The sequence below is a fragment of the Chitinophaga sp. RAB17 genome (assembly GCF_052114225.1).
GTDB lineage: Bacteria > Bacteroidota > Bacteroidia > Chitinophagales > Chitinophagaceae > Chitinophaga.
Genome location: NZ_JBFREI010000003.1, coordinates 291,435 through 315,160, shown reverse-complemented (window position 1 = coordinate 315,160; position 23,726 = coordinate 291,435). Strand labels below are relative to the sequence as shown.

18 protein-coding genes and 2 tRNA genes are annotated in these 23,726 nt (G+C 45.5%); 12 read left to right on the top strand and 8 right to left on the bottom strand.

Annotated features, from left to right (window positions below):
• Positions 1-108: 108 nt before the first annotated feature.
• Positions 109-573: a hypothetical protein gene (locus AB4Z08_RS13075; RefSeq protein WP_441574184.1), complete on the bottom strand. Its 465-nt coding sequence runs from the start codon at positions 571-573 to the stop codon at positions 109-111.
• 178 nt (positions 574-751) lie between these two features.
• Here AB4Z08_RS13075 and AB4Z08_RS13070 point away from each other — a divergent pair, with 178 nt between their 5' ends.
• From AB4Z08_RS13070 to AB4Z08_RS13045, 6 genes are all read left to right on the top strand, one after another.
• The gene (locus AB4Z08_RS13070; RefSeq protein ID WP_441574183.1) at positions 752-1,285 is read left to right on the top strand and encodes an RNA polymerase sigma factor; all 534 of its coding nucleotides are present in this window, start codon (positions 752-754) and stop codon (positions 1,283-1,285) included.
• An 84-nt stretch (positions 1,286-1,369) separates the two neighbouring features.
• A complete protein-coding gene (locus tag AB4Z08_RS13065; RefSeq protein WP_441574182.1) occupies positions 1,370-2,389 on the top strand; it encodes a FecR family protein in 1,020 nt (339 codons plus the stop codon).
• Positions 2,390-2,469: 80 nt separating this feature from the next.
• The gene (locus AB4Z08_RS13060; protein WP_441574181.1) at positions 2,470-5,604 is read left to right on the top strand and encodes a SusC/RagA family TonB-linked outer membrane protein; all 3,135 of its coding nucleotides are present in this window, start codon (positions 2,470-2,472) and stop codon (positions 5,602-5,604) included.
• 22 nt (positions 5,605-5,626) lie between these two features.
• Positions 5,627-7,186, top strand: coding sequence for a RagB/SusD family nutrient uptake outer membrane protein (locus AB4Z08_RS13055; protein WP_441574180.1), 1,560 nt, complete (start codon positions 5,627-5,629; stop codon positions 7,184-7,186).
• Positions 7,186-8,178: a DUF6528 family protein gene (locus AB4Z08_RS13050; RefSeq protein WP_441574179.1), complete on the top strand. Its 993-nt coding sequence runs from the start codon at positions 7,186-7,188 to the stop codon at positions 8,176-8,178. Before AB4Z08_RS13055 ends, AB4Z08_RS13050 begins: the two co-directional genes overlap by 1 nt.
• A 465-nt stretch (positions 8,179-8,643) precedes the next feature.
• On the top strand, positions 8,644-9,975 hold the full coding sequence (locus AB4Z08_RS13045) for a DEAD/DEAH box helicase (RefSeq protein ID WP_441574178.1): 1,332 nt from the start codon (positions 8,644-8,646) through the stop codon (positions 9,973-9,975).
• Positions 9,976-10,050: 75 nt separating this feature from the next.
• Here the strand turns inward: AB4Z08_RS13045 and AB4Z08_RS13040 are convergent, their stop codons facing one another.
• Positions 10,051-10,407 (bottom strand): ADP-ribosylation/crystallin J1, encoded by a 357-nt coding sequence (locus tag AB4Z08_RS13040; RefSeq protein WP_441574177.1) that lies wholly within the window; start codon positions 10,405-10,407, stop codon positions 10,051-10,053.
• Between the two features lie 39 nt (positions 10,408-10,446).
• On the opposite strand from AB4Z08_RS13040, the gene AB4Z08_RS13035 reads away from it, so the two are divergent.
• Positions 10,447-11,379, top strand: coding sequence for a helix-turn-helix domain-containing protein (locus tag AB4Z08_RS13035; protein ID WP_441574176.1), 933 nt, complete (start codon positions 10,447-10,449; stop codon positions 11,377-11,379).
• 80 nt (positions 11,380-11,459) lie between these two features.
• Positions 11,460-12,179: an SDR family oxidoreductase gene (locus AB4Z08_RS13030; RefSeq protein WP_441574175.1), complete on the top strand. Its 720-nt coding sequence runs from the start codon at positions 11,460-11,462 to the stop codon at positions 12,177-12,179.
• Here the strand turns inward: AB4Z08_RS13030 and AB4Z08_RS13025 are convergent, their stop codons facing one another.
• The 6 genes from AB4Z08_RS13025 to pepE form a co-directional block, all read right to left on the bottom strand.
• Positions 12,180-13,526: an SDR family NAD(P)-dependent oxidoreductase gene (locus tag AB4Z08_RS13025; RefSeq protein ID WP_441574174.1), complete on the bottom strand. Its 1,347-nt coding sequence runs from the start codon at positions 13,524-13,526 to the stop codon at positions 12,180-12,182.
• A gap of 28 nt (positions 13,527-13,554) precedes the next feature.
• A tRNA-Gly gene (locus AB4Z08_RS13020) sits at positions 13,555-13,626 on the bottom strand.
• A gap of 62 nt (positions 13,627-13,688) precedes the next feature.
• Positions 13,689-13,763, bottom strand: a tRNA-Trp gene (locus AB4Z08_RS13015).
• Between the two features lie 588 nt (positions 13,764-14,351).
• Positions 14,352-15,095 (bottom strand): hypothetical protein, encoded by a 744-nt coding sequence (locus AB4Z08_RS13010; protein WP_441574173.1) that lies wholly within the window; start codon positions 15,093-15,095, stop codon positions 14,352-14,354.
• A 237-nt stretch (positions 15,096-15,332) separates the two neighbouring features.
• The gene (locus AB4Z08_RS13005) at positions 15,333-15,923 is read right to left on the bottom strand and encodes a TetR/AcrR family transcriptional regulator (RefSeq protein ID WP_441574172.1); all 591 of its coding nucleotides are present in this window, start codon (positions 15,921-15,923) and stop codon (positions 15,333-15,335) included.
• 50 nt (positions 15,924-15,973) lie between these two features.
• Positions 15,974-16,681 carry a dipeptidase PepE gene (gene pepE, locus AB4Z08_RS13000; RefSeq protein WP_441574171.1) on the bottom strand — a complete coding sequence of 236 codons (708 nt, stop codon included), beginning with the start codon at positions 16,679-16,681 and terminating at the stop codon, positions 15,974-15,976.
• Between the two features lie 657 nt (positions 16,682-17,338).
• Here pepE and AB4Z08_RS12995 point away from each other — a divergent pair.
• From AB4Z08_RS12995 to AB4Z08_RS12980, 4 genes are read left to right on the top strand one after another with little or no spacing between them, the layout of a single operon-like run.
• Positions 17,339-20,368, top strand: a complete 3,030-nt coding sequence (locus AB4Z08_RS12995; protein WP_441574170.1) for a SusC/RagA family TonB-linked outer membrane protein — start codon at positions 17,339-17,341, stop codon at positions 20,366-20,368.
• 21 nt (positions 20,369-20,389) lie between these two features.
• Positions 20,390-21,925, top strand: coding sequence for a RagB/SusD family nutrient uptake outer membrane protein (locus AB4Z08_RS12990; protein ID WP_441574169.1), 1,536 nt, complete (start codon positions 20,390-20,392; stop codon positions 21,923-21,925).
• 8 nt (positions 21,926-21,933) lie between these two features.
• Complete coding sequence (locus tag AB4Z08_RS12985; RefSeq protein ID WP_441574168.1) at positions 21,934-22,605, top strand: hypothetical protein; 672 nt, start codon at positions 21,934-21,936, stop codon at positions 22,603-22,605.
• A gap of 32 nt (positions 22,606-22,637) precedes the next feature.
• Positions 22,638-23,681 (top strand): DUF5007 domain-containing protein, encoded by a 1,044-nt coding sequence (locus tag AB4Z08_RS12980; RefSeq protein ID WP_441574167.1) that lies wholly within the window; start codon positions 22,638-22,640, stop codon positions 23,679-23,681.
• The last annotated feature ends 45 nt before the right edge of the window (positions 23,682-23,726 follow it).

Sequence of the window (23,726 nt, the reverse complement as noted above, 5' to 3'; positions counted from 1 at the left end):
ATTTTCCCGATTTTATTTTTCAGTATTAGAAAAGATAAAAATCTTATAAAATCAAAAAAGTAAAAATCATCTAAATCAGTATAATCCTGGACAAAGACAAAATCCRCATTATTTACACGCGCCTTCTTCCAGCGGGATACTATCAAATTTCAATTGGCTGTCGTCAAGAGGGAATACCGGAAAGCCTTGCTGATCGATACTTTCTGGTACTGCTTCAAATGCCTGCTCTTTGGAGACTTTAAATATCACCCGTCTGCTGCTTTCCACGCCTTCGCTGAAGAAAGTGTAGTTGCCGCGAATAATACCATGATGCACAATCCCCCTGAATTCGCCGGTATTTTTATCTTTCTCAAAGAAATTATACACCAGTTTACCGGAAGCCACACTGTCCTGGTAGGAGAGGGTAAGCTGTATGGTATCTCTGCCCAGGACTTTTTCATAGCAGTTTACCTTTTTTTCGGTTTCTGCCGGTAAGGAATCTGTTACTACACTATTTTGTTGTTGTTGCCCCTGCTGATGGCAGGATACGAGGATACCAGTCCCCAGCGCCAGTACTATATAAGGTATTTTCATGTACTGAAATTAAACAAAAAGCAGCATACTGCTTTTGCCGGAGGTCCCTTTTTATTTCGAAAAAAAGATTGTAATTATGTGTGATCGCAGTGAAGCGTGAGTTAACAATCAATTAATTTCCGAATAAAAGCTATTGTAGGTTACTTTGTGAACAATGTAATTATTGCTAATTGTTGTTTTGAACAAATCAGACCACATACAACCAGGATCCACGGCCGCTTTTGAAAAGATGTATTACCAGTTTCATGAAAAACTGTATTACTATTTTCTTAAACGCACCGGTTCCGCAGACTTTACGCAGGAGCTGGTACAGCTTACCTTTATTAAGGTATGGCGGTACTTTGGTCATCTCGATGAAAATATTCCCCTCTCCCGGCAGCTCTTCCGGATTGCCCGAACTACCTTAATAGATGTACTGAGACAAAAGGCACAGCAGAAAATGGTACCGGTAGATCCGGAAATGCCATCGGCCGAGCCGGATATGTCTGCCGCACTCATTCACCGTGATAACATGCAATTGATCCATCGTGCCATGGAATCGTTGCCGGCAGAAAGGAAAAAAATATTCCAGTACCGGATTAATGGTCTCACCAATAAAGAAATTGCTGAACAGTTATCCCTTTCCGTTAAAACAGTGGAAAACCAGGTCAACCGCGCTATTAAGCAAATCAAAGAGGTGCTGGTGCTACTGCTTATTATCTCCCAGTTATAACACCGCAAATTATTTTAGGGTGATGCGTGGGTACAACGCTTTTTTCAAACGTAATATATACTGAACTGCCTGATATTTTTGAATATGGAAATAACTCCCGCCCTGATCCGGCGTTTCTTAGCGAATGATTGTACTGCTGCGGAGGCGGCCGCAGTAGCCAGTTACCTGGAACAGCATCCGGAAGTGCTGGAACAATGGATGCCGGAGGAAGAATGGGAGGAATTTGAAACAACGGAACATCTTTCACCTGCCCTCAGCGAGGCCATGCTGCAGGAAGTGAAACGGGAAATGCCCGTAGCACCGGTTAGAAGGATGTATACAAAAATAGGATGGGCCGCCGCCGCTGTGGTAGCCGGTTTGCTGACGTTTATATGCTGGCCTTCCGGTAAAGAAAAGAGCAGATCCCGTGAATCCGCTGCTGATATAGCGTCTACAGCACTCCCGCCGGAAAAGGTGATAGTAAATAAAGATCAGGACAATGTTCATGTATCGTTGGAAGACGGTTCTATCGTGGAGCTGGGGCGCAACAGTGAGCTGAAATGGCGGCCCGGCCAACGCAAAGTACACCTGGAAGGGATGGCGCGTTTTACCGTTACCGCCAGCGCCGCACATCCTTTTGTCGTGTATACCAAACAAGTCACTACTACGGTACTGGGTACAGTGTTTGAAATCAATGCCCGCACCGCCACCCATATCAAACTGGTATCAGGAAAAGTTATGATCCAGCCGGCAGCAGATACGTCAACGGCAAATATTGTTTACCTGGAACCCGGTCAGGCAGCAGATTTCAGGGCAGCAGCAAAAACCTTTGATGTACAACGCCATAAAGCGGAACCCACGCCTGCGCCTGCACTCATCATGGGCACCGTGGAAGAAACAAGTGACGCATTTGTATATACTAAAGTGCCACTGCCACAACTGCTGGCAGGACTGGAGAAACAATATAATATCCATATTAACTATTCATCTGCCCGGTTGAAGAAATATTATTTCTCTGGACAACTATTGAAAACAGAATCACCGGCCAATATTTTAAATACTATCGGATTATTGAATAAACTCAGTGTAACGCAAGACAGTACTGGATTCCATATTTATAAGTAATCTTTTCATCTACATTTTTCAACAAACATGCTTCATCAGCCAATGATGAAATTAAAAACGTATTGCCTAAAACCTGGTATATGATCACCGCTAAAAAGCAAACTATTTTTCTTTATCTGGCCCTGGTATGGATGCTCCTGACTATTCCTTACTTATCCCTGCAGGCGCAGTCACATGTGAGCGTAACTGGTATTGTGAAAGATGAAAAAGGCGAAGCACTTCCCGGTGTAACCGTGGCCGTTAAACTAAACGGTAACGCCACTACGAAAGGAATGCAGACAGACGAAAAAGGGCTCTTCCACTTTAATAACCTGGAAGCCGGCGGCCCTTACAGTTTTATATTTACCTATGTAGGCTATGAGCCTCAAACACTGGCAGGATACCAGCTCAAACAAGGCGAGCAGTTATCACTTGTAGTGAAAATGAAAGAAATTCCTACTGCCTTGAACCAGGTGGTGGTAGTGGGATATGGTACACAGAAACAGGTAAATCTTACCGGCGCGATCTCTACGCTGGATATGCGCACCAAAGAAAATACACCTGTTACCTCCGCCAGCCAGGCGCTGCACGGGGTATCCGGACTATGGGTAAATCAGGCCGGTGGTAAGCCCGGACAAGATGGTGCCACCATCCGCGTAAGGGGAGTAGGTACGCTCAACAACAACAACCCACTCGTGCTGGTAGATGGTGTAGAATATGATATCAATGAAATTAATCCCGACTTCATTGATAACATCACGGTACTCAAGGATGCCTCTGCCGCTATTTACGGCTCCAGAGCCGCCAACGGCGTGGTGTTGATCACCACCAAAAGTGGTAAGAAAGGAAAGATGGAAGTCAACTACAGCTACTCCTATGGCATTCAAAATCCTACGGCCCTGCCGGATGTGGTATGGGACCCTATACAATATATGCAGATGAAAGACCAGGCCCTTCTCAATGAAGGGAAGTCTCCTGCCGCAGTAGATTATACCCCCGCACAGATAGAAGAATATAAGAATGGCATGGCTACTAACCCATACGCCTATCCGAATATTAACTGGTTTGACCTGGTATTGAAAAATGGTAACCTGCAGCAGCATAATCTGCGCTTCTCGGGTGGCTCGGATAATGTGCTGTATAGTATTGCGCTGGGCTATATGGACCAGGACGGCGTACTCATTGCGGCGAATCACGCTAACCGCTATACGCTGGATGTAAATGTGTCTGCCAACGTATCCAAAAGATTACACGTGGGCACCAGCATCATCGGTAATTACCGCACCTATACAGAACCTCCTTTCGGCGGCAGTGATGCCACCGGTTATTATTTTACCCGCCTGACACGCGTACTGCCTATTTTTTCTCCCTATACAAAAGATGGAAAATATGGAAGCAGTGTTTTTACTACCCCGGGCAGAAATACCATCGAAAACCCGCTGATGCTGCTGAAAGAAGGCAGTAATTATCACGCGCCACAACGTATGCTGGCAAAGGTATATGCAGACTACCAGCTTCCTTTTAATATCACCTACAACATTAATTTCGGGGTAGATAAACTGGACGGCTATGCACGTAGCTTTGTGCCTTACCTGGTGACCTATAATCCTAAAACAGGTGCACCGAATAATTATAATATCAATCCTTCTTCCAATAGCTATGACGACAATAATCTCAATATTTCCTTTTACCAGACACTGAACTGGCAACATGATTTCCGCAAAAAGCATCACCTGAATGTGATGGCAGGTACCAGTTATAACCGTTTCGACAATGCCGGCACCACCGCGCACATCGAAGGCTATTTCGATAATACACTCACCGACCTCGATGCCGGTTCGCTGAATCCCACAGCCAATGGCAGGGTGACCCGCGATGTGCTGGCGTCTTATTTTGGCAGGGTGAATTATAATTTCGCGGATAAATATTTACTGGAAGCAACCGTACGTTATGATGGATCTTCCCGCTTTGCACCCGGCAACCGCTGGGGACTGTATCCCGCTGTATCTGCCGGCTGGCGCATTGATAAAGAAGCTTTCTTTGGACAGTCCCGTATCATCGATCTGCTGAAGTTGCGGGCTTCCTACGGTAAACTGGGTAACCAGGGCAACCAGGGAAATGATGCAGCAGATTTATACGGCTACATGAGTACCGTGAACCTGGGCCAGGATTATTCTTTTAATAATACCGTTAACCCCGGTGCGGCTGTGACCAAATTCAGCGACCCCAATATTTCCTGGGAAACCACCACTGCCTATAATGTGGGCGCAGATGCCAGCGCCTGGAATGGTAAACTGGCAGTCAGCGTAGATGTTTTTAAAAGACGTACAGAAGATATCCTGCGCCCGGTGCAGATCGCGCAACAGGGTGGTGGATTGGCAGGCCCTGTTACCAATGTGGGCACAGTGAATAATACCGGTTATGAAGTGACTGTTACACACCGCAATGATATCGGGGCATTCAATTATAGTATATCCGCTAACGTTAGTTATGTGCAGAATAAAGTGATTAGCCTGAATGGAGAATCTATTATTGGTACCCGCAGAATTACCAAGGCAGGAGCACCTATTGATGCATACTACCTGTACCAGGCCATCGGCATTTATCAGTCGCAGGAGGAAGTGGACAATAGCGCCAAAATCAGCAATGCCGTAAAACCCGGCTATGTGAAGTATGCGGACCTGAGCGGACCAGATGGCAAACCCGATGGAAAAATAGATGCTTATGACCGTATCATTGCCGGAAGTTCTATTCCTAAATACAACTACAGCTTTAACATCAACCTCGGATATAAAGGGATTACGCTGAACGCATTTTTCCAGGGAGTGCAGGGCATCAACCTGTATCCTACGGTGAACCTGGCCATGCCATTTAACAACGGCGCCGGCGTTACCAAAGAATGGATAAACAACTCCTGGACACCGCAAAATCCGAATGCCTCGTTGCCCATCCTTACCACCGCCACCGGCGCAACGGAAAATTTTCAACCCTCTACTTTCTGGTTGAAGAACGGATCTTATCTGCGCATGAAAAACCTGCAGTTGAAATATGAACTGCCACAAGGTTGGCTCAGCAGGCTGAAAATAAAGCGTGCAGCGGTATTTGCCAACGGTGAAAACCTGCTCACGTTTACGCCATTCAAAAATTTTGACCCGGAGAAAAATATCAAAGGAGATACTTTTTATGAGTACCCTTCTTTGAAAACGTACAGCTTCGGTGTAAACCTAACTTTTTAATCCAACCTGTAAATTATAGCCGATGAAACAACTGATTTTGATAGCAACAGGTATAATGCTGCTGGCAGCATGCTCGGACAAGGCATTGGACACCATGCCTAAGGACCGTTATACGGATGATAGCTACTGGACTTCTGAAAAAAATGTGACCGCTGCATTAACAGGTTGTTATGCTGCATTAAGACTGGAAGGTGTACTGGGAGGAGATGCTACCGTGTTGTGGGAAGAAACCGCCACGCCTAATGCCTATAATTATGATGATTCCAGGGGATTTAACTCCATTGCGCTCGGTACGCAAACACCTACTAACGCTACTATCATCAATGCCCGTTGGCGTGATTGTAATGTGGGTATAGGGAGATGTAATAATTTCCTGGCCAGATCCACGGCGGTGCCAATGGATAGCGCTTTAAAAGCGCGTATGACGGGAGAAGCGAAATTTTTAAGAGCACTTTATTACGGTATGTTGTCCACCTATTATGGTGGAGTACCGCTCATACTGGAAGCACCTGATCCCACTAAACAGGGCAAGCTGCCCCGTGATACCCGCGCTGCCGTAGTACAACAAGTGCTGAAAGATCTGGACGAAGCCGCTGCGGCCCTGCCGGTGAAATACAGTGGCGGTGATATTGGCCGCGCTACAAAAGGAGCTGCCATGGCGCTGAAAGCAAAGATATTGCTGTTTGATGCCAGCCCGCTGAACAACCCTTCCGGTAACATCGCCAGCTGGAAACTGGCCGCAGATGCCGCCAAAGCAGTGATGGACCTGGCCGGTACCGGCTATGGCTTATTTGCTGATTACAGAAGCCTGTTTTTGCCTGCCAACGAAAATAGTCAGGAATGTATTTTTGATGTAGGGGCAAAAATTCCGGAACTGGGTAATTCTTTCGATCTGATAGATCGCCAATACAATACCAACGCACCTTTGCGCGATATCGTAGATGCTTATGATATGAAAGATGGTGCATCCAAAGAAGTATCTCCGTTGTACAACCCGGCAAAGCCTTATGATAACCGTGATCCGCGCCTTTATAAGAGCATGGTATTCCCGGGAGACACCTACATTGGTGCGGTAACTACACCTACAGCACCTTTTAAGATCACCGGCTATGGTGTGAAGAAGTACAGCATTTATGACAAAGAAGCCACTACCAACCTGATCAACCAGGCGCTGAGATCAGAAACAAACTATATGTATATCCGTTTTGCGGATGTATTATTGATGTACGCAGAAGCACAGAATGAAGCGGCTGGACCGGATGCCAATGTGTATGCAGCCATAAACCGGGTGCGTCAGCGCGCGGGACTGGTGCCTTACGAAATACCCGCTACGCAAACACAAGCCAGCATGCGGCAGCTGATCCGGCATGAAAGACGTATTGAATTTGCTTTTGAAGGCAGCTATTATACAGATATCCGCCGCTGGAAACTGGCGGAAACAGTAATGAATGCGGCCATTTTTAATTCTGAAAATCAACAGATCGTAAAAAGAACCTTTAACAAGCAAAGAGATTATTGGTGGCCTGTTCCGCAAACACAGCGAGACCTGAACCCCAATCTTGCGCAAAACGATAATTACTGATGATGAAAAAACTATGGTATGTATTCACAGCTGTGAGCCTTATGGCCATTGCCTGTTCGGGTAAAAGCAATGTAGCGCCGGTAGTAGTGCCGCCACCGGTGGTGAAAACAGATACGCCCGCTACTGTGGCGGCCTGCAGCAAATGTATGGTCGTGGCAGAGCAATCGCAGAACCGGATCGTGATAGCAGATATCAACTCCGGGGCGGTGATCTGGGAATGGAAACCTGAAAACTCCAATGTAAAAGCGGAACATGTAAAGTGGTTTGGCAACCCCAGCGATGCAAAAGCCGTATACAATAATCAATACATCCTGACTAACGCCTCCGGTGGAGGCGTGGCCCTGATCAGGATAGCAGATAAAAAAACGGTGTTCTATGCCTATGCCGGTGGAAATACCCACTCCGCTGAACTATTGCCCGATGGCAATATTGTCAGCGCTTCCAGTACAGGAAACTACCTGATGCTGTTTAAAACAGATACGCTTCACTTCCCTGATGGCGTATATACGAAAAAAGTGCCTATTGACTTTGGGCATAACGTAGTTTGGGATGCCGGGCAGCAAAGACTTTGGTCTGCTGCCATGGCTACCATCCGGTCGTTCCGGTATAACTTCAACTGTGCCGCACCCGATCTGATACCAGATACCATCATTAACATCCCCGGTACGGAAGCACATGACCTGTTCCCGGTATATGGTGAAAATAACTTATGGCTGACTAATACCACCAACGTATATACGTTTAATGTGATCAGCAAACAACTGACACAGGCCGATGTGCTGCAGGCCAATATTAAGAGTGTTTCTTCCGCCGGGAGCGGTTTCCCGGTACTGCTGGTAAGACCAAAAGAATCGTGGTGGACGGACGAAGTACTGGATGCGAAAGGGAATAGTATCTTCTCCCAAAAAGGGTGGAAAATTTATAAAGCAAGATGGGTAATACCCAACACTTTCAGCTATCCGGCCAATGATCAGATGCACCTGTGCCGGTAAATGCCGGGAATTTTGTCTTGGGACAGGATTATACTGATTATACTGATTTTCTAATTTTTGATGCTAAGAGATTATCGGAGATATATAAGAATATATCCGCATTTATACCCACGAATCTTAAAAAAGCAAATCAGTTGCGGGGAATTTTGTCTTGGGGCAGGATTATACTGATTATACTGATTTTCTAATTTTTGATGCTAAAAGATTATCGGAGATATATGAGAATATATCTGCATTTATTTCCGTGAATCTTAAAAAAGCAAATCAGTTGCGGGGAATTTTGTCTTGGGACAGGATTATACTGATTATACTGATTTTCTAATTTTTGATGCTAAAAGATTATCGGAGATATATAAGAATATATCCGCATTTATATCCGCGAATCTTAAAAAAGCAAATCAGTATAATCAGTATAATCCTGCTCCAAGACAAAATCCGCGTTAATCTTCGTACTTTTGCCCCCAAATGCAAAAAGAAAAATACTCATTAGGTAATATCCTTACCAATCTCAAGATCGATTCACTCAATGAAATGCAGCAGGCATCAGTGGACGCGAACAAGCAACACGCTGATGTAATTCTGTTGTCAGCTACCGGTTCCGGTAAAACGCTGGCATTTCTGCTGCCTATACTGGAACAACTGGACCCTGCCAATAAAAATACGCAGGCGCTTATAGTAGTACCTTCCCGCGAACTGGCCCTTCAGATAGAGAAGGTGTTCAAACTCATGGGAACCGGTTATAAAATCACTGCCTGTTATGGTGGGCATCTGAGGGAAACAGAAGAAAATAACCTCATACAGCCGCCAGCTGTGATTGTAGGAACACCAGGCCGCCTGGGTGATCATATCCGCAGGGAAAATATCACCGTAGCCGCTGTTGAAACGCTGATACTGGACGAATTCGATAAAACACTGGAACTTGGTTTCCAGGAGGAAGTGTCTTTCATTATTGAATCCCTTCCCAATGTTAAAAAGCGTATCCTGACCTCTGCTACCGAATCAGTGGAAATACCGGAATTCCTGGCGCTCAACGAGCCACAGAAGCTGGATTATCTCCCGGAAGAAGGCACGCCGGCAGCCAGACTGACCATTAAAGAAGTACTGTCACCGGAAAATGATAAGGTGGAAACCCTGTTTCGCCTCATCTGCTCCCTGGGCAACCGCTCTACCATTGTATTCTGCAATCACCGCGAAGCAGTAGAACGTACCAGCAAAATGCTGTCAGAAAAAAGCATCATCAACACCTTCTACCATGGCGCCATGGAACAGCAGGAACGCGATGCGGCCCTCTGCAAATTCCGCAATGGCTCTGTAAACGTACTGGTAACAACTGATCTTGCTGCACGCGGTCTTGATATTCCGAATATCCGTTATATCGTACATTTCCACCTGCCACATACAGAAGATAGCTGGACACACCGTAATGGCCGTACCGCCAGAATGGAAGCCAGTGGTACTGCTATCGTGATTCTTTCTCCGGATGAGAAACTGATGCCTTACCTCGCAGATGAAATCGTGGAAAAGATTGAATTGCCAGCCACTTCCACTTTACCGGATAAACCAAAATGGACCACCATTTTCATCGGTGCCGGTAAAAAAGATAAAGTGAATAAAGTAGATATAGTAGGATTCCTCTCCAAGAGAGCGCACCTGAAACAGGAAGATATCGGCTTAATTGAAGTGAAAGATTTCTTCTCGTTTGTAGCAGTGGTGAAATCTAAAGTAGGACATGCACTGGAACAAATCAAGAATGAAAGAATTAAGAATAAGAAAGTGAAGATTGATATCGCTAGATAACTATCTGTTTGTATAATTACGAAGCAGCGATCGATTGGTCGCTGCTTTTTTATGTTTATAACGGCAGTGTATACACTATCCTTGTTTCTCTTTGTAATAAGACTGCGTCACCTCAATCACACCCACAATATGATCATTGAACTCCTCCAGTTCTTCTGCAGGTACCCATAATTCATTATGTATTTCTCCGCCCACATTTTCAACGGTATAGCGTTGCAGGAAGTCACTGTCTACCGAAAACTTTGTTACAAAGCCTGCATCATATGCCGGTACATTCCATTCCACAGATATCTGTATGGCATATGCCTCGTTCATAACGGGATAGAAAATGGGCTGATCCGGTCTTCTGGGAGGAAATCGCTTCCAGCCGGATTGTTCTATTAACACCAGCTCATCTGGTCCTACGGGTCGGTAAAGGGTGGTTAACTCCATTGGTATATTTTATCTAATTTTAAGGACGAATATAGGAAAATGAGTACAAAAATCAGTAAACCGGAGATCCCGCAGTATGTGTTGAACGACTTCCGCCACCTGCACCGCAAGGAAGACGACACCTCCGACTTCGGGTATAATAACCTGGAAGAGGAGAAACGTATTCCGGGCTTTGAAGTGTATTCCAGTGAAGGATTGCGGCCCGCATTGGGTCCGCTCAAATCTGATTTCTACCGGATCAGTATTACATTAAGTGGTAGCGTGGATGTGCAGTTGGGGCTGGAAAAGTTTCAGCACAGGGCGGGCACGTTGAGTTTTACGTTTCCGGGGCAGGTATTCAGCAAGGATAATATCAGTGCAGATACTTTTGGCTATTATATTTTATTCAATGCTGATTTCCTGCAAGACATTATTCCTGCCGGTAAAATACCCGTGGAATTTCCGTTTTTCGACTATTCCGGTGTTCCTTTTATACAGTTGGATAAGGCCGCTATCACAGCAGTAGCGGATTTTGTAGGTAAGATAAATGAAGAATTACAGCACCATAAATCCGGCTGCGAAAAGGCGGTGCGGATGTACCTGTACCTGTTGCTGCTGGAAGTAAAGCGGAGCTATGTAGCGCAGGAGCTGCATCTAACGACTACAGATACACGAAATACTTACCTGGTGCCCCGGTTTAAGAAACTGGTCAGCCAGCATTTTCTCGCTAAGAAAAAGGTAGCAGATTACGCGGCTTTGCTGGGCGTTACCCCTAATCACCTGAACCGTACAGTGAAAGAAGTAACCGGGCATACTGCATCTGCTGCTATTGCGGATATGCTGGTGCAGGAAGCCAAAGCGGTATTGCGGTATACAGATATCGCCATTTCAGAAATATCCTATCAGCTGAACTTCAGCGACCCTGCGGGTTTCAACCGGTTTTTCCGGGAGCAGACAGGACAAACCCCGTTGTCGTACCGTAAAAATGCATAATTGGGTTAATACAATGCATAATACAGATAATGCCGCATCGGCTTTTATGCCCCAACTTTGTGTACATAAAAGATAACAATATGTCTAACACATTTGAGAGTAAGAAAGTAATTATTGCAGGCGGTTCTACCGGCATAGGGCTGGCTACGGCTGCATTACTGGTCAACGAAAAAGCGAATGTAACTGTTACCGGTCGCTCTGCCGCTAAGCTGGCAGATGCAGCCAAAGCGAATCCCGGCATACAGACTGCGGCGATGGATAGTAATAACCGGAAAGAGCTGGATACGTTTTTTAGTACACAGGGAGGTATTGATCACCTGGTGATTGCATTGAGTGGCGCCAAAGGAGCCGGTAAATTTGCAGACCTGTCTTTGAAAGATTTACGGGAAGGCTTTGAAGGCAAGTTCTGGCCACAACTGAATACCCTGCAGGCAGCGTTGCCTTATATCAATAAAGGCGGCAGTATTACCCTGATTACAGCTATTTCAGCGATATCACAGGCGCCGGGTGTATCCGGTCTGGCAGCGATTAACGGAGCATTGGAATTAATGATTCCTTCTATTGCCAAAGAAATCCAACCCTTACGTATCAACGCCGTTTCTCCTGGCGTAGTCAATACGGGCTGGTGGGATTTTCTGCCGGCAGATGCCAAAGCAGATACCTTTGAAACCTATGCTTCCCAAACACCGGTAGGCAGGGTAGGAGAGCCGGGAGATGTAGCAGATACGATCCTGTTCCTGATGCGGAATGGTAATATAACGGGTACGGTAATACGTTGTGATGGCGGGCTGGCGTTGTAATTACCAGGCTACTGCTATATAATCTTTGTACAGTTTCCCAAAGCTGGGTTCACCATTTATCGCCTGTACAATAGGATCGTAGATACGTGCTGCTGCATCATCCAGCATCAGTGGTGGTAAGAAGCCTCTTTGTTCCAGTCTCGATTTCTTCTCTATCGGATTGCCGGTAGATACCCATCCCACATCTACGCTGTTCATATAAATATTATGCGTTGCATAGTCAGCGGCGCTGGTGCGTGTCATCATGTTAAGCGCTGCCTTGGTCATGTTGGTATGCGGGTGATAAATGGTTTTCTGGGCATAACTGAATTGCCCTTCTGAAGAAGTAACGTTGATAATGAATTTATCGGGGAAAGAGGATTGCAGCATCAACGGCTTTAAGCGGCTGTTCAGCATAAAGGGGGATATGTTATTCACGAGGTTGGCAGACAACACTTCTGCGGTATCTACCTCATCCAGCTTCATCACCCAGCTGTTGCTGCTTCTCAGGTCCAGTGGCTGGTTGAAGAAATCCAGCTGCCCGGTAGGAAATAATTCGCTGTTGCCAATGCGTGTTTGTTGTACCGGTACGGTAGCTACAATTCTTGCCTGGTCGGCCTCCGGCAGCAGTGGAAGTTGCGCTGCCTTCTCCACTAAAGGCTGGTAATATTCCGGCGGATAATGAATCGTTTGCGCGGCATTATTGATGATGATATCCAGTGCCGGCAGTGTTTGACAGAGGTATTGAATAAATTGTTCTACCTGCGGTAAACTGATAAGATCCAGGCCATATATGATGAGGCGGTCTTTCCATATTTCGTAATCCGGTTCTTTGGTATACTGGAGCAATGCATCCGCTGCAAAGCGGGTGGTAGCAATCACAGTAGCTCCGTCCCTCAGTAAACGGAGTGCTGTTACATACCCGATTTTCATGCGGGCGCCGGTAACAACAGCTGTTCTACCGGTTAAGGATACACGCTGTGCCTTCTTTTCCAGGTGAATTTGTGCGCAGGTGGGACAAAGCCGGTGATAGTGATAATGTACGGTCGTATATGGTTGCCGGCATGAATAGCAGATACATGCATTTTCCAGCTCCTGCTGTACGGGCAAGTAAATGGTATCGGTAATGGCATGACCAACGGAAGCCTGTAATCCCTGTTGAAACACAACAGTGTTCTGCAGCTTCTGCTGGTCGGCCTGGTAGCGGCGGTCGCTTTCTGTCTGCCTGATTTCTTTACGGGCGGTTTTATAGATTTTTGTAACCAATCCTTTTAAACGTTCGGTATCAGGAGAATCAAAGGGGTGTTTGCTGAGAAATTGTAATACCTCGTAAAATTTGTCCCAGTCGGCTGATGAAAACTCCTGCATGATGATAGCGATTAAATAGAAAGAAAGGCAGCAATAATCAGACTCGAACTGATAACTCCCAACTGGCAGTCGGGTGCTTTTCCAATTAAACCATACTGCTGCCGCAGCGAAAGTAATAAATCATGCGTATATACGGAAGCGTTATAGAGGAAGAAGATAAATTGGTAAAAGTGACCGGAGTCGAACCAGTGACCTCAAGCTGTGGGGCAAGTGCTCTTCCAGCTGAGCTACACTTTTACCGACGCAAAGATAGTTAAATTTAGTATATACGTTACCGTTATGGCCTCAATAATTTCATCACCAGCAGGAAAATCTGTCGCAGCATATCATCACTGAGTGAAAAAGTTTCTCCTTACATAGAAGAGTTATCCAGGTGAAATTTGAAAAGGGTGTAAAAAGTGCCATATCCCTATATTCATAATTACTTCAACATTGGAATGAAATGAGTTTGTCTGTGTTGAAAGAGAATGCAGTATCAGTAATTGGCGGGCAAGAACACTGTATCAGAATAGATTGTAAGCGATGGCGGACTGGCGTTGTAAAATTACCCACAAAATATATTGTCATTATGTAGATACCGTCTATGCTATGCTTAGCACCCGCTTAGGATCTATAGAAGTGGTGCAGTAGAGGTGGACTTGATGCGGGGATGAGTTCCGGATGTATAACCGGGATGAAATGGCATCAAAAGATGGATGGAGGCCAGCACTGGCCATAGCAGGGCTGCTTCCCTACCAGGGGGGAGCTGCGGAAAGAGATGTATTATTAAAAGGAAGCAGGTATAAAGGGATTATTCATCAAAATATCTCCGGAGGCAAAATAGCTTTATTCCAGTTGAATGACAGCTGGATATGTGTATGTATAGGTAAGTTTGGGAAGCAATTTCGTCCGCTTTGGGTAGGTACGTTTATGAGCACGTTTGGGTACCTGTGGCGCTGCCACCGCGATGATATCCGCGGCCATGTATTGTCTGTTGTGGGATGGGCCGTCTTTGTACATCGCTCTTACCTGGAAAACTACTACCAGTGAACCCTCCCCGGGCACCTCCAGCGAAATATTTGTTTCCTGGAAAGTGGTATCGGGGGCTATCATGAGTGTAATCGTTTCGCTACCCGCCACCTGACGTGATGTAAAATCAATCCGCATGGCGATCACTTTTACTTCCAGCGCAGCAATACCTTTATACCCATCGATGGTTTGTGCGGGAATATTTAATACTCCGTTACTCAAAAGCCGGGGAGCCACCGGGAAAAAACGATCTACTCTGGTATGCTGATTGAAGCGGAAGCCAGTGATGGCGGCGTGATGATCGCCGGCAGCAATGAGCAGCTTGTTGAGGCGGTTGATGTGGCCACCGTCACAATGGATATCCAGGTTACTGTAGAACGCCTTACGGATAAAAGCGCCTTTCCTGCTGGCGATGCCAAAGCGGCGTGATGCGCGGCGGGTAGCAGCCGTTTGCCGCACGCTTTCAGGCATGGAGCGCAGGAAGTATTTGCCATTGCGCTTATACCCAATGAGAGGACCGAGTTTTCCCGTAAAGGGAAGGATAGACATTTGTTTTGCCATGGGAGATTATTTTGATTACTATAAATATAAGATAATCCGGGGAACCTGTTTTCGGGGTAGATGGAAGATTAGCTAAAGGGAGTGTATGGCGTATTGTATAATATTCAAAGATAGTGTAGTAGGGATTTGACAATGGCTAACGCGAGTGTATGGGCAGTTAGAGCATATTGAAAAAAGATATTCCCTAACATTTCACCCTGATCCATCTTATCGGTTAAATAGAACGAAAGATTACCGTTATACTCTCAACGATTTCATGACCAACTGAAAGGTGTGTTTCAGCATATCATCGCTGAGCGAAAAAGGTGCCCCTGACATCGTGGAGTTGTCCAGGTGAAATTTGATAAGGGTATAAAAAGTGCCATAGGCTACTGCCCAAAAAATTTCTGTGGGCAATGATACGATCTCTCCTTTTTGTTGCGCATTCAAAACAAACTGCAGCATGGCCTTTTTGAAGGCGTGCCCCTCCAGGAAGTCCTGTTTTTCCACGAGGGGAGAGTTCCGGAACAATTCCCAGAAGCGATGATGCAGGGGATACCGAAGAATATACTGATAGCGGTTATGCCACTGTTGCCATAATCCCGCTTCAAAATCCATATCAGGACTAAACCCTTTCATCATTTGTTGCATGAAAAGATTGCCTGTTTCTACATATAATTGATTCAGCAGGTCTTCCCGGTTTTTAAAATAGATATAGATGGTAGAGACAGATATATTGGCCGCCTTGGCCAGTTTATGCATACTCATACCATCAAATCCTTCCTGAACAATCATCTCCATGGCTTTCTCCCGGATGACGCTGGCTTTATTTTCATCTTTTGCACGCATGTGGCAAAGATAAAAGAATGATTGCTCTTTTAAGGGATTGGGCTACATTTTTATTTCAGGGTGCTGAGGGAACTACCAGCTGGTAATTCATACGGCTCTTTGCCCACTTCAAAAATGCGGGCGCTCAAATTACCTTGCAGTGTTAAGTGGGTATCATGTGCGTAGATCCAGCTGCCTTCTCTCAGCCCTAGTACCGGCGTGGTGTTTTGAGTAAGATATTCCCTGATGCGGGTTTCCCTGGTTTCTCCCATATGTTGGGAACCTGCTATCGGATCGAGGTAGTGGGGATTCAGGTTAAAAGGGATCAGCCCCATGGTGTCGAAACTGGCCGGATATACAATGGGCATATCATTGGTGTTTTTCATGGTTACCCCACCTATATTGCTCCCTGCACTGCATCCCATATAAGGTGTGCCGCCGTTTACCGCGTCACGCAATATAAACATCAGTCCCTGTTCATGTAGTGTTTTTACCAGCAGAAAAGTATTGCCTCCCCCGGTAAAAAAGCCCTTCGCATTTTTAATGGCAGCAGCCGGATCATCGAATGTATGCAGCCCCCGTACTTTTATGCCGATAGCTCCAAATGCTTCGGCTGCCTTGCTGGTATAGTTATCATGTGAAATGCCACCCGGACGGGCAAACGGAATAAATATGATTTCATCTACGCCTGCGTACAATACTTTCATGGCCGGTTGCAGATAAGCCAGGTAGGTTTCTCCAAACAAGGTGGAGGTACTTGCCAATATAAAATGCTTCATAGTCCCAAAAATTACAGCGCAAATGTAGGTCATCTGCCTAAAAATATAAATGATCCTGTTTCTGATTATAAATTAGCAGATGCTAATCCTTATTTGTCATCTCTATGTCGATGTTGTGTTAAAAGAAATGCTTCGTATAATTTCCTGTGTCATATAATTATCACGTTTTGTTTTGGGAATATGACGTAGCAACTACGCTTATTATTTTGTGGATGATAGTGAACAACAATGAAACGATAGTTTAGTATTCAACCAAATTTCAAAAGCATTTATTAGAACCAGAATCGTAACGCACTAAAGATTTCCCTGTAAACAAATAATGAATCAGTTTTACTGAAAGATGAATATCTTTTTCGTTTGGCTGTAATCCGTGTATACCCGATGTTTTTTGCTTTGATGGACCCTGTTTGTCTACCGGCGGAGCTATAATCTTAAACGGCTTATTTCTTACATAAACACACGAACAATGAAAAATTTATACCAGTATTCCACGGGAAGCGATCTTCCTATGCGTAATTTTTACGGCCATTTTTAAACAGATTTTATTAGCAATAAATAGCTGAAATAACGGCGGTATTCTGTTTGTGCACAGACATTGAAAAATGCCTGAACGGAATGCTATTGCCCGGAATGAATCACTTCAAATATTAATGAACAATGAGAGATCATCTATCCACGCGGTTGTCCGGAAAAAAGCGGCGCTGGATCCTTTCGCTGATAGCAGCCTGCTGTACTATGCATGTTACTTTATGCATTGGCTCGCCACACGCCATGGCAGCGGATTATGGCAAGCCTTTTTTAGCACTGGATTCTGTTCCCAACGAAGAAAAAGATACCACCGTTATTTCCGAGTATGATGTGATCAACACCATCAACAGGAAATGGGTAAATGCGGCATTTAAAAATAATGATACCCTGAACGTACAGCATGTTGCCCTGTTTCCTTATAATTCGCTGCAGCAAATGGTAAAAGGTAACATCAGGGGCCTTTATACACAGGAGCCCAGTGGAGAACCCGGCACAGAGCAGTTCATGTATATACGCGGTTTGTCCATGCCGCTGCTGTCAAAAAAAGATGTTAGCCAGGTACAACCCGCCGTGTATTTAAATGGCGTACCCATGATCCAGGACAATACCCTGGTGTATGATATACAGAACTCCGATCAAACCAGGCTGGGACCAGCTACCAACCTGCTTTCTATCGTTAACCTGGATAATGTGGAAGAAGTACAGGTGTTCAAAGATGCTGCTGCTATCAGTTTGTTTGGGCCGAGGGGCGCTAATGGCGTTATTAATATCATCACTAAAAATGCTACTTCAGGTAAACGGAAAATCAGCGTGAACAGTTACTTCGGTGTCAACCTGTTTGATCCGGTTTATACTACCAATGCGCAGTATGAAAACCGCTTCCGCAGGCCGTTCTATCAGCAGTACGCCACTACAGCAGATTCACTCAGTTTCCCATCTTACCTGCGCGATTCCTCTAACCAGGGATATTTCGGTAATGCCAACTGGAGCGATCTGTACTTCCACAATACTACACAACATAGCATTAACGCCAGTATTTCCGGTGGTTCTGAAAGAGCCAACTTCCGTTTCTTTGGCGATAAAACACAGGCAAATGGTATTGCAGATAATACCCGCCTCGATAAATATACCGGCTCCTTTATAGTAAATATGTCACCCATTAAATGGCTCATGGCTTCTGCCATGATCAATGCCAACAGAATGGATCGTGTCAGAAATACTTCTATGCAGGACCGCTTTCTGGAAACAGCCTATATCCCTGACCTATCGAACCCGCTATCTCCTGATAAGGACACATATGGTCAGTACCGGGATGCCTTCCGTAAAGGATTCGACAGAAATCATGTAAACAGTATACAGGGAACATTTTCGCTGGTATTTGCGTTTAAGCAGCTACGTTATACCACGCGCCTGTTATATGACTATAATGAAAACCTAAGAGATGTCTTTTATCCCTCTACCTTAATGGATGGCGCCAACTATGCATCCAATTATTTTGGTAACAATCAGCGTACTGGTTTTGAAAACGTCATAGATTATGTATGGACTCCTTCCAGTGATCATCACTTTAATTTTGAAGCAGGACAATCATTCCAGGCCGATCTTCAAAAGTATAATTACGAGCGCGCATATAAAGGTATCAGCGACCGTGTGAAGGTAAATATTGTGGAGAGCGATGCCGGTAAAGGCAACTACTTATCACCACTGTATTTTGCCAATCAGCTGGTGTACCGTTATATTGATGCAGAGAAACAGCGGCTGTTGTCTTTTTATGGTAATGTAAAATATAATTACCGTGACATTTATCGCGTCACATTAACATTGCGTAATGATGCCTCTTCGCTGGTAGCACCATCCAAACGTTGGTTACTCACACCTTCAGTTAGCGGAGAATGGAATCTGAAAAATCAGTTCATAACGCAAATGCCTACACTTAGTGACTGGACATTGCACGCTTCCTGGGGACGTGTTGGCAGAATGTATGGAGACGACCGTTTCGCTGCCGGCCCGCAATATAAAGTGGATATGGGCTGGTCTGGTAACCCCAACGCCTACTCGTATACCGGCGTTGCCGGTTTGTCCAGACCCTATTCGTATGGCTGGGTAGGAGATGATATTGGCTGGTCTTATACAGATATACTTACGATCGGTACCGATGTCGCTTTCTTTCATAACCGGTTGCGTATTTCGGCAGATTATTATTCAAAAGATGATCGCAATATGCTGCTGCCGATGCCGGTAGTAGCGGAATCTGGTTATGCCAGCGCATATATGAGCGGCTTGCATGTAAATAACCGTGGCATTGAAGCAGGGGTGTCGGGCGATGTGATCCGCACCGCTAAGTTCCAGTGGACACCGTCTGTCAGCGGCGCCTGGAATGTAAATACCCTGAAAGCTTTACCTGGTGGTGTACAGTCATTCGTTACCGGTGATCGCAGATTTGAAGTAGGCAAAGCGGTAGATCAGTTCTGGGTGTATGAAAATACAGGCGGATACAGCAAGGTGGCGGATATTCCCATCAACCCAAAAAACAACGAACCTCTTAGCTTCAAAGGCGTAGCATTTAAGCCTGGTGATCCGGCATGGAAAGACAGGAACGGCGATTTTATTGTTGACGACAAGGATAAAGTAATGAAGGGTCACAGCATGCCTGTATATACCGGTAGCTTCGATAACAACTTCCGGTATGGCAATTTAAACCTGTCGTTCAGCTTTTATTTTGCCGGCGGCATGAATATCCTGAACAGCAAAACTGCGGTGCGTTACGATTTTGTCAACCACGACGGACAATCCAACCTGGAGTCTGTAAAAGATATCACTTACTGGCAGCATCCTGAAAATATGAAAACATATCCGCAGTATAATCCATGGAGCGCTGTGATTCCGTATCGTGCGGATCAGGACCTGTTCCTGGAAGACGGCTCTTTTATAAAGCTGCGCACTGTTTCCCTGGGCTATGATCTGGCGGGTACCAGGTGGATGAAGCGACTGGCGCCTGGCATCAGCAGGTGTTATGTATATGCTACCGGCAACAACCTGCTTACGTTTACCGCTTATACCGGCGGAGATCCTGAACTGACTTATTACAATGGCTATGATAACGGTTATGCGATACCCATTCCCAAAACATACACCATTGGATTGAAACTGGATTTATAATCATTTGTCATTTCATTAAGCATGAATAATATATTTCGATTAGTAACAAAAAAGGCGCTGGTGTTGGCTTTGATCACCATGTGCATGTCATGCAGTAAAATGCTGGATGTAAAATCTACGAGGCTGGTGACAGATAAGGACTACTGGTCATCTGTGGAAGATGCCCGTAGCTCCCTGATAGGAGTGTATGGACTTACCCGCGCTGCCCTCACGGATAATGCTGCGTTCTGGATGTATGGGGAGTTCCGTAAGGGTGACTTCCTGCCCACCTCCCGTGCAGATCTGAAAGCAGTTGTAAATAATGAATTAAATGTTTCTTTCCCGCAACTGCAATCGCTTAAAAGCTGGCGCAGGTTTTATGCGGCGATTAATGCCGCCAACCTGTTCATTGAAAGGTCTGGTGACATACCGGCGAAAGATGCCTATTACACCGCGTTGAATCATCAGCTGGACGTGGCGCAGGCAAGGGCTTTGCGCGCATTCCTTTATTTCTATATTGTTCGTATATGGGGTGATGTGCCGCTGATCGTATCTTCTTACGATGGACAATTCCCGCAGTTACCGCGCACACCACAGGCAAAGGTGCTCGATTTTGCAGAAAAGGAATTGATTGCTGCTGCAAAGGACCTGCCTTTCATTTATAACAGTACTGATCCGCAAAGCCCCGGTTTTTATTTTAACCAGGGATACAGTTTCTGGGCCGGTACCTTATTTAATAAGATCAGCGCCTATGCAGTGCTGTCACATATCGCAGCCTGGCAGCAACACTATACGGATGTAATGTCTTACACCCGTTTTATCCTCGACAACTACACGCGTGCGGATGCTTCCTTTACACCGGAAACGGATATACTCTGCGCCAGCGACAGCGGCTTTTTTGCGCGCAGAGGGCCGAGTCAGATCCTGAATTTTTCTTTCGATTATCTGAATGCAGAAGGCATTACTGCCGGTCACCTGGAAGAATATACGCTGGCGCAGCCCATTACCAGCAACCAGTTGCCGGCGATGTATATCCCCAGGGATTCTATTCTTAAATATTTTGAATGGAACGGAGATGAACGCTTCAGTATTGATCTGACCACAGGTTACCCGTTAACAACCTATTACTTCTCCAATTACACGACCAATACACCGGTGTTCAGCAAAATAAAAGTGATTGAAGATGGAAAAGCTGACAAAGGTACTTTCCGGTTGTACAATGGTACCATGATGTTCTCCCGCCTGGAAGAGCTGGCGCTGTTAAGAGCGGAAGCAGCCACCGTATTAAATGATCCGAATGAAGCTACGCAGTGGTTGTCTACTGTAATGGTAAGCAGGGGCATCGTAAGTCCTTCTTTTAAAGGTAAAGATCTGTTGGTGGAAATTTTTAAGGAGAGAAGAAGAGAGTTGATGGGAGAAGGCTGGCGATGGTACGACCAGGTACGGTTTGCCCGCCTGCGTCCTGGCAGTAGTGAGCTGGGACCATTGCTGCGCAACGGAGGTATCTACTGGCCGATTGCGGATGAAGTGCTGAGCGCCAATCATCAGCTTGTTCAAAATGCTTACTGGAATAAATAATAGCAGCTATGAAAAAGATACATGCTTATACCCGAATATGTTGCCTTCTGTTGTTAATGGCTGGTATATTTTTTACCGGCTGCCAGAAGGATGGAGGATATAAATCATACACCAAGGGCGTTACCCAGATAGATGCCAACATGTACGATTATCTTAAAAGCCAGGTGGGCGTTTTTGATTCTATGGTGGTGGTCATCGACCGGCTTGGTTTAAAGCGGGTAATGAGTAATACACAGCTCACTTTATTTGCGGTCACCAATACCAGTTTTAAAACAGCCATGCGCAACCTCAATGTATTGCGGGAAAAAGAAGGACTGGCCTCATTGTCCCTGGCCGATCTGGACCAGAAAAACCTGGATACGTTGTTTTGCCGTTACGTAGTGCCGGGCGTATATCCAACGGATAGTTTGGTGTTATACCCCGATGGCCGTGGCATCAACTCCATCAAATACAGCCGTGAAGTGAACCTGCAGCTATACACCCAAACTGCTTCAGGGTATGCAGGCGGCGGACCGGCGTACATCATCTACAGCGATACAAAAGGTTCCTTTTACATCAGCAAATGGATAAGGGCTAATACCATGTCGATGGATACTTATTTGAGGAACGGTGTGATGCACATCCTGGCCGAAGACCATGAATTTGGATTTAATGAATTCATCAACAGATTTAACAAATAGCTTTTAAGCTGAAGCCGATAAATAATTGTACAATGAAAAGATCATTTCAGTTGCTGACAGTTTTGGCCGCCTCCGGATTACTACTGTATGCCTGCGTAAAAGTGCCGGCTGACGTGGATTTTATCAGTTCAGGAGCTAACTATACCCAAACTACGTTTGAACCGGTGTTGGGAAGAACGTCCCTGTTGCCGCAAGATCCTGCCACCAATATTTTCAACGCAGACAATTCTACCAGTCCACTCACTTTTAAAATCATGAATATGAGAGGTGTAGATGGTGGATCCGCGGAAATCTTTAATAAAACTTTCCCGGTACTGGTATGGAAAGAAGCTTATACCGGTCTGGAAACCACCCGTGAAGAAATAGAGAAAAAACGTACCATTGAACAGCACCATCTGTTTGAAGTACGGGAGCACTCCGGGCAATTTGTTATGTGGGCGCCTACCGATCTGCAATACCTGAACGCTATCAAAATGCAGCCGGATTCCGGTTATAAATTTGATGTGGAAGTATCCAACAGCGGCGGTAGTAAAATGATCCGCAACATGGCATTGAAGCCGCTTCGCCCGCAGCCATATGCGCCCAGCTCCATTGATCCGGTAACGGGTAATGCTAACGGATATACGTATGCTTACCTGGTATCTGGTGTAAAGAACTATAACGATGAAAGTTATATCGGTAACTCGGGGGTAATAACGGTATTCTACAAAGATCCGAATGCCACCGGTAACTCCCTCACATTTGAGTTCCGCGATTCTTCCTACAATCCTATCAACCCTGCATTGTTTAAGCATACCAAATGGGAGGAGGTAGTGCATCACTTCGGGCAGCCAAAATTTACCCCGGAAGGAGTAACCTATGATGTGGCCTATCCTATTCCGCTGGCTTTGCGGCAAACAAAATATACCAATGGCACCGGAGACCGTGCAGTAGCCACTTTTAGCTATGATCGTGTTTCCAACGGTGCATTGAGAGTAACCGCGCAGGTAGGAACACAGTTCGCCATCTATCAGCCCGGCGTCTGGAAAATTGTATTCTGGTTCTGGAAAGGAAATCCCGATTTCAGGGACAACTGATCCAAACAGATGTCATTGGCAGAAAAATAAAATCATCAAATGATA

Bases quoted from the DNA above. Each gene is read 5' to 3' on its own strand.
- AB4Z08_RS13075 (WP_441574184.1), bottom strand. From the start codon at position 573: ATGAAAATACCTTATATAGTACTGGCGCTGGGGACTGGTATCCTCGTA.
- AB4Z08_RS13065 (WP_441574182.1), top strand. From the start codon at position 1,370: ATGGAAATAACTCCCGCCCTGATCCGGCGTTTCTTAGCGAATGATTGT.
- AB4Z08_RS13060 (WP_441574181.1), top strand. From the start codon at position 2,470: ATGATCACCGCTAAAAAGCAAACTATTTTTCTTTATCTGGCCCTGGTA.
- AB4Z08_RS13055 (WP_441574180.1), top strand. From the start codon at position 5,627: ATGAAACAACTGATTTTGATAGCAACAGGTATAATGCTGCTGGCAGCA.
- AB4Z08_RS13050 (WP_441574179.1), top strand. From the start codon at position 7,186: ATGATGAAAAAACTATGGTATGTATTCACAGCTGTGAGCCTTATGGCC.
- AB4Z08_RS13045 (WP_441574178.1), top strand. From the start codon at position 8,644: ATGCAAAAAGAAAAATACTCATTAGGTAATATCCTTACCAATCTCAAG.
- AB4Z08_RS13040 (WP_441574177.1), bottom strand. From the start codon at position 10,407: ATGGAGTTAACCACCCTTTACCGACCCGTAGGACCAGATGAGCTGGTG.
- AB4Z08_RS13035 (WP_441574176.1), top strand. From the start codon at position 10,447: ATGAGTACAAAAATCAGTAAACCGGAGATCCCGCAGTATGTGTTGAAC.
- AB4Z08_RS13030 (WP_441574175.1), top strand. From the start codon at position 11,460: ATGTCTAACACATTTGAGAGTAAGAAAGTAATTATTGCAGGCGGTTCT.
- AB4Z08_RS13025 (WP_441574174.1), bottom strand. From the start codon at position 13,526: ATGCAGGAGTTTTCATCAGCCGACTGGGACAAATTTTACGAGGTATTA.
- AB4Z08_RS13010 (WP_441574173.1), bottom strand. From the start codon at position 15,095: ATGGCAAAACAAATGTCTATCCTTCCCTTTACGGGAAAACTCGGTCCT.
- AB4Z08_RS13005 (WP_441574172.1), bottom strand. From the start codon at position 15,923: ATGCGTGCAAAAGATGAAAATAAAGCCAGCGTCATCCGGGAGAAAGCC.
- pepE (WP_441574171.1), bottom strand. From the start codon at position 16,681: ATGAAGCATTTTATATTGGCAAGTACCTCCACCTTGTTTGGAGAAACC.
- AB4Z08_RS12995 (WP_441574170.1), top strand. From the start codon at position 17,339: ATGAGAGATCATCTATCCACGCGGTTGTCCGGAAAAAAGCGGCGCTGG.
- AB4Z08_RS12990 (WP_441574169.1), top strand. From the start codon at position 20,390: ATGAATAATATATTTCGATTAGTAACAAAAAAGGCGCTGGTGTTGGCT.
- AB4Z08_RS12985 (WP_441574168.1), top strand. From the start codon at position 21,934: ATGAAAAAGATACATGCTTATACCCGAATATGTTGCCTTCTGTTGTTA.
- AB4Z08_RS12980 (WP_441574167.1), top strand. From the start codon at position 22,638: ATGAAAAGATCATTTCAGTTGCTGACAGTTTTGGCCGCCTCCGGATTA.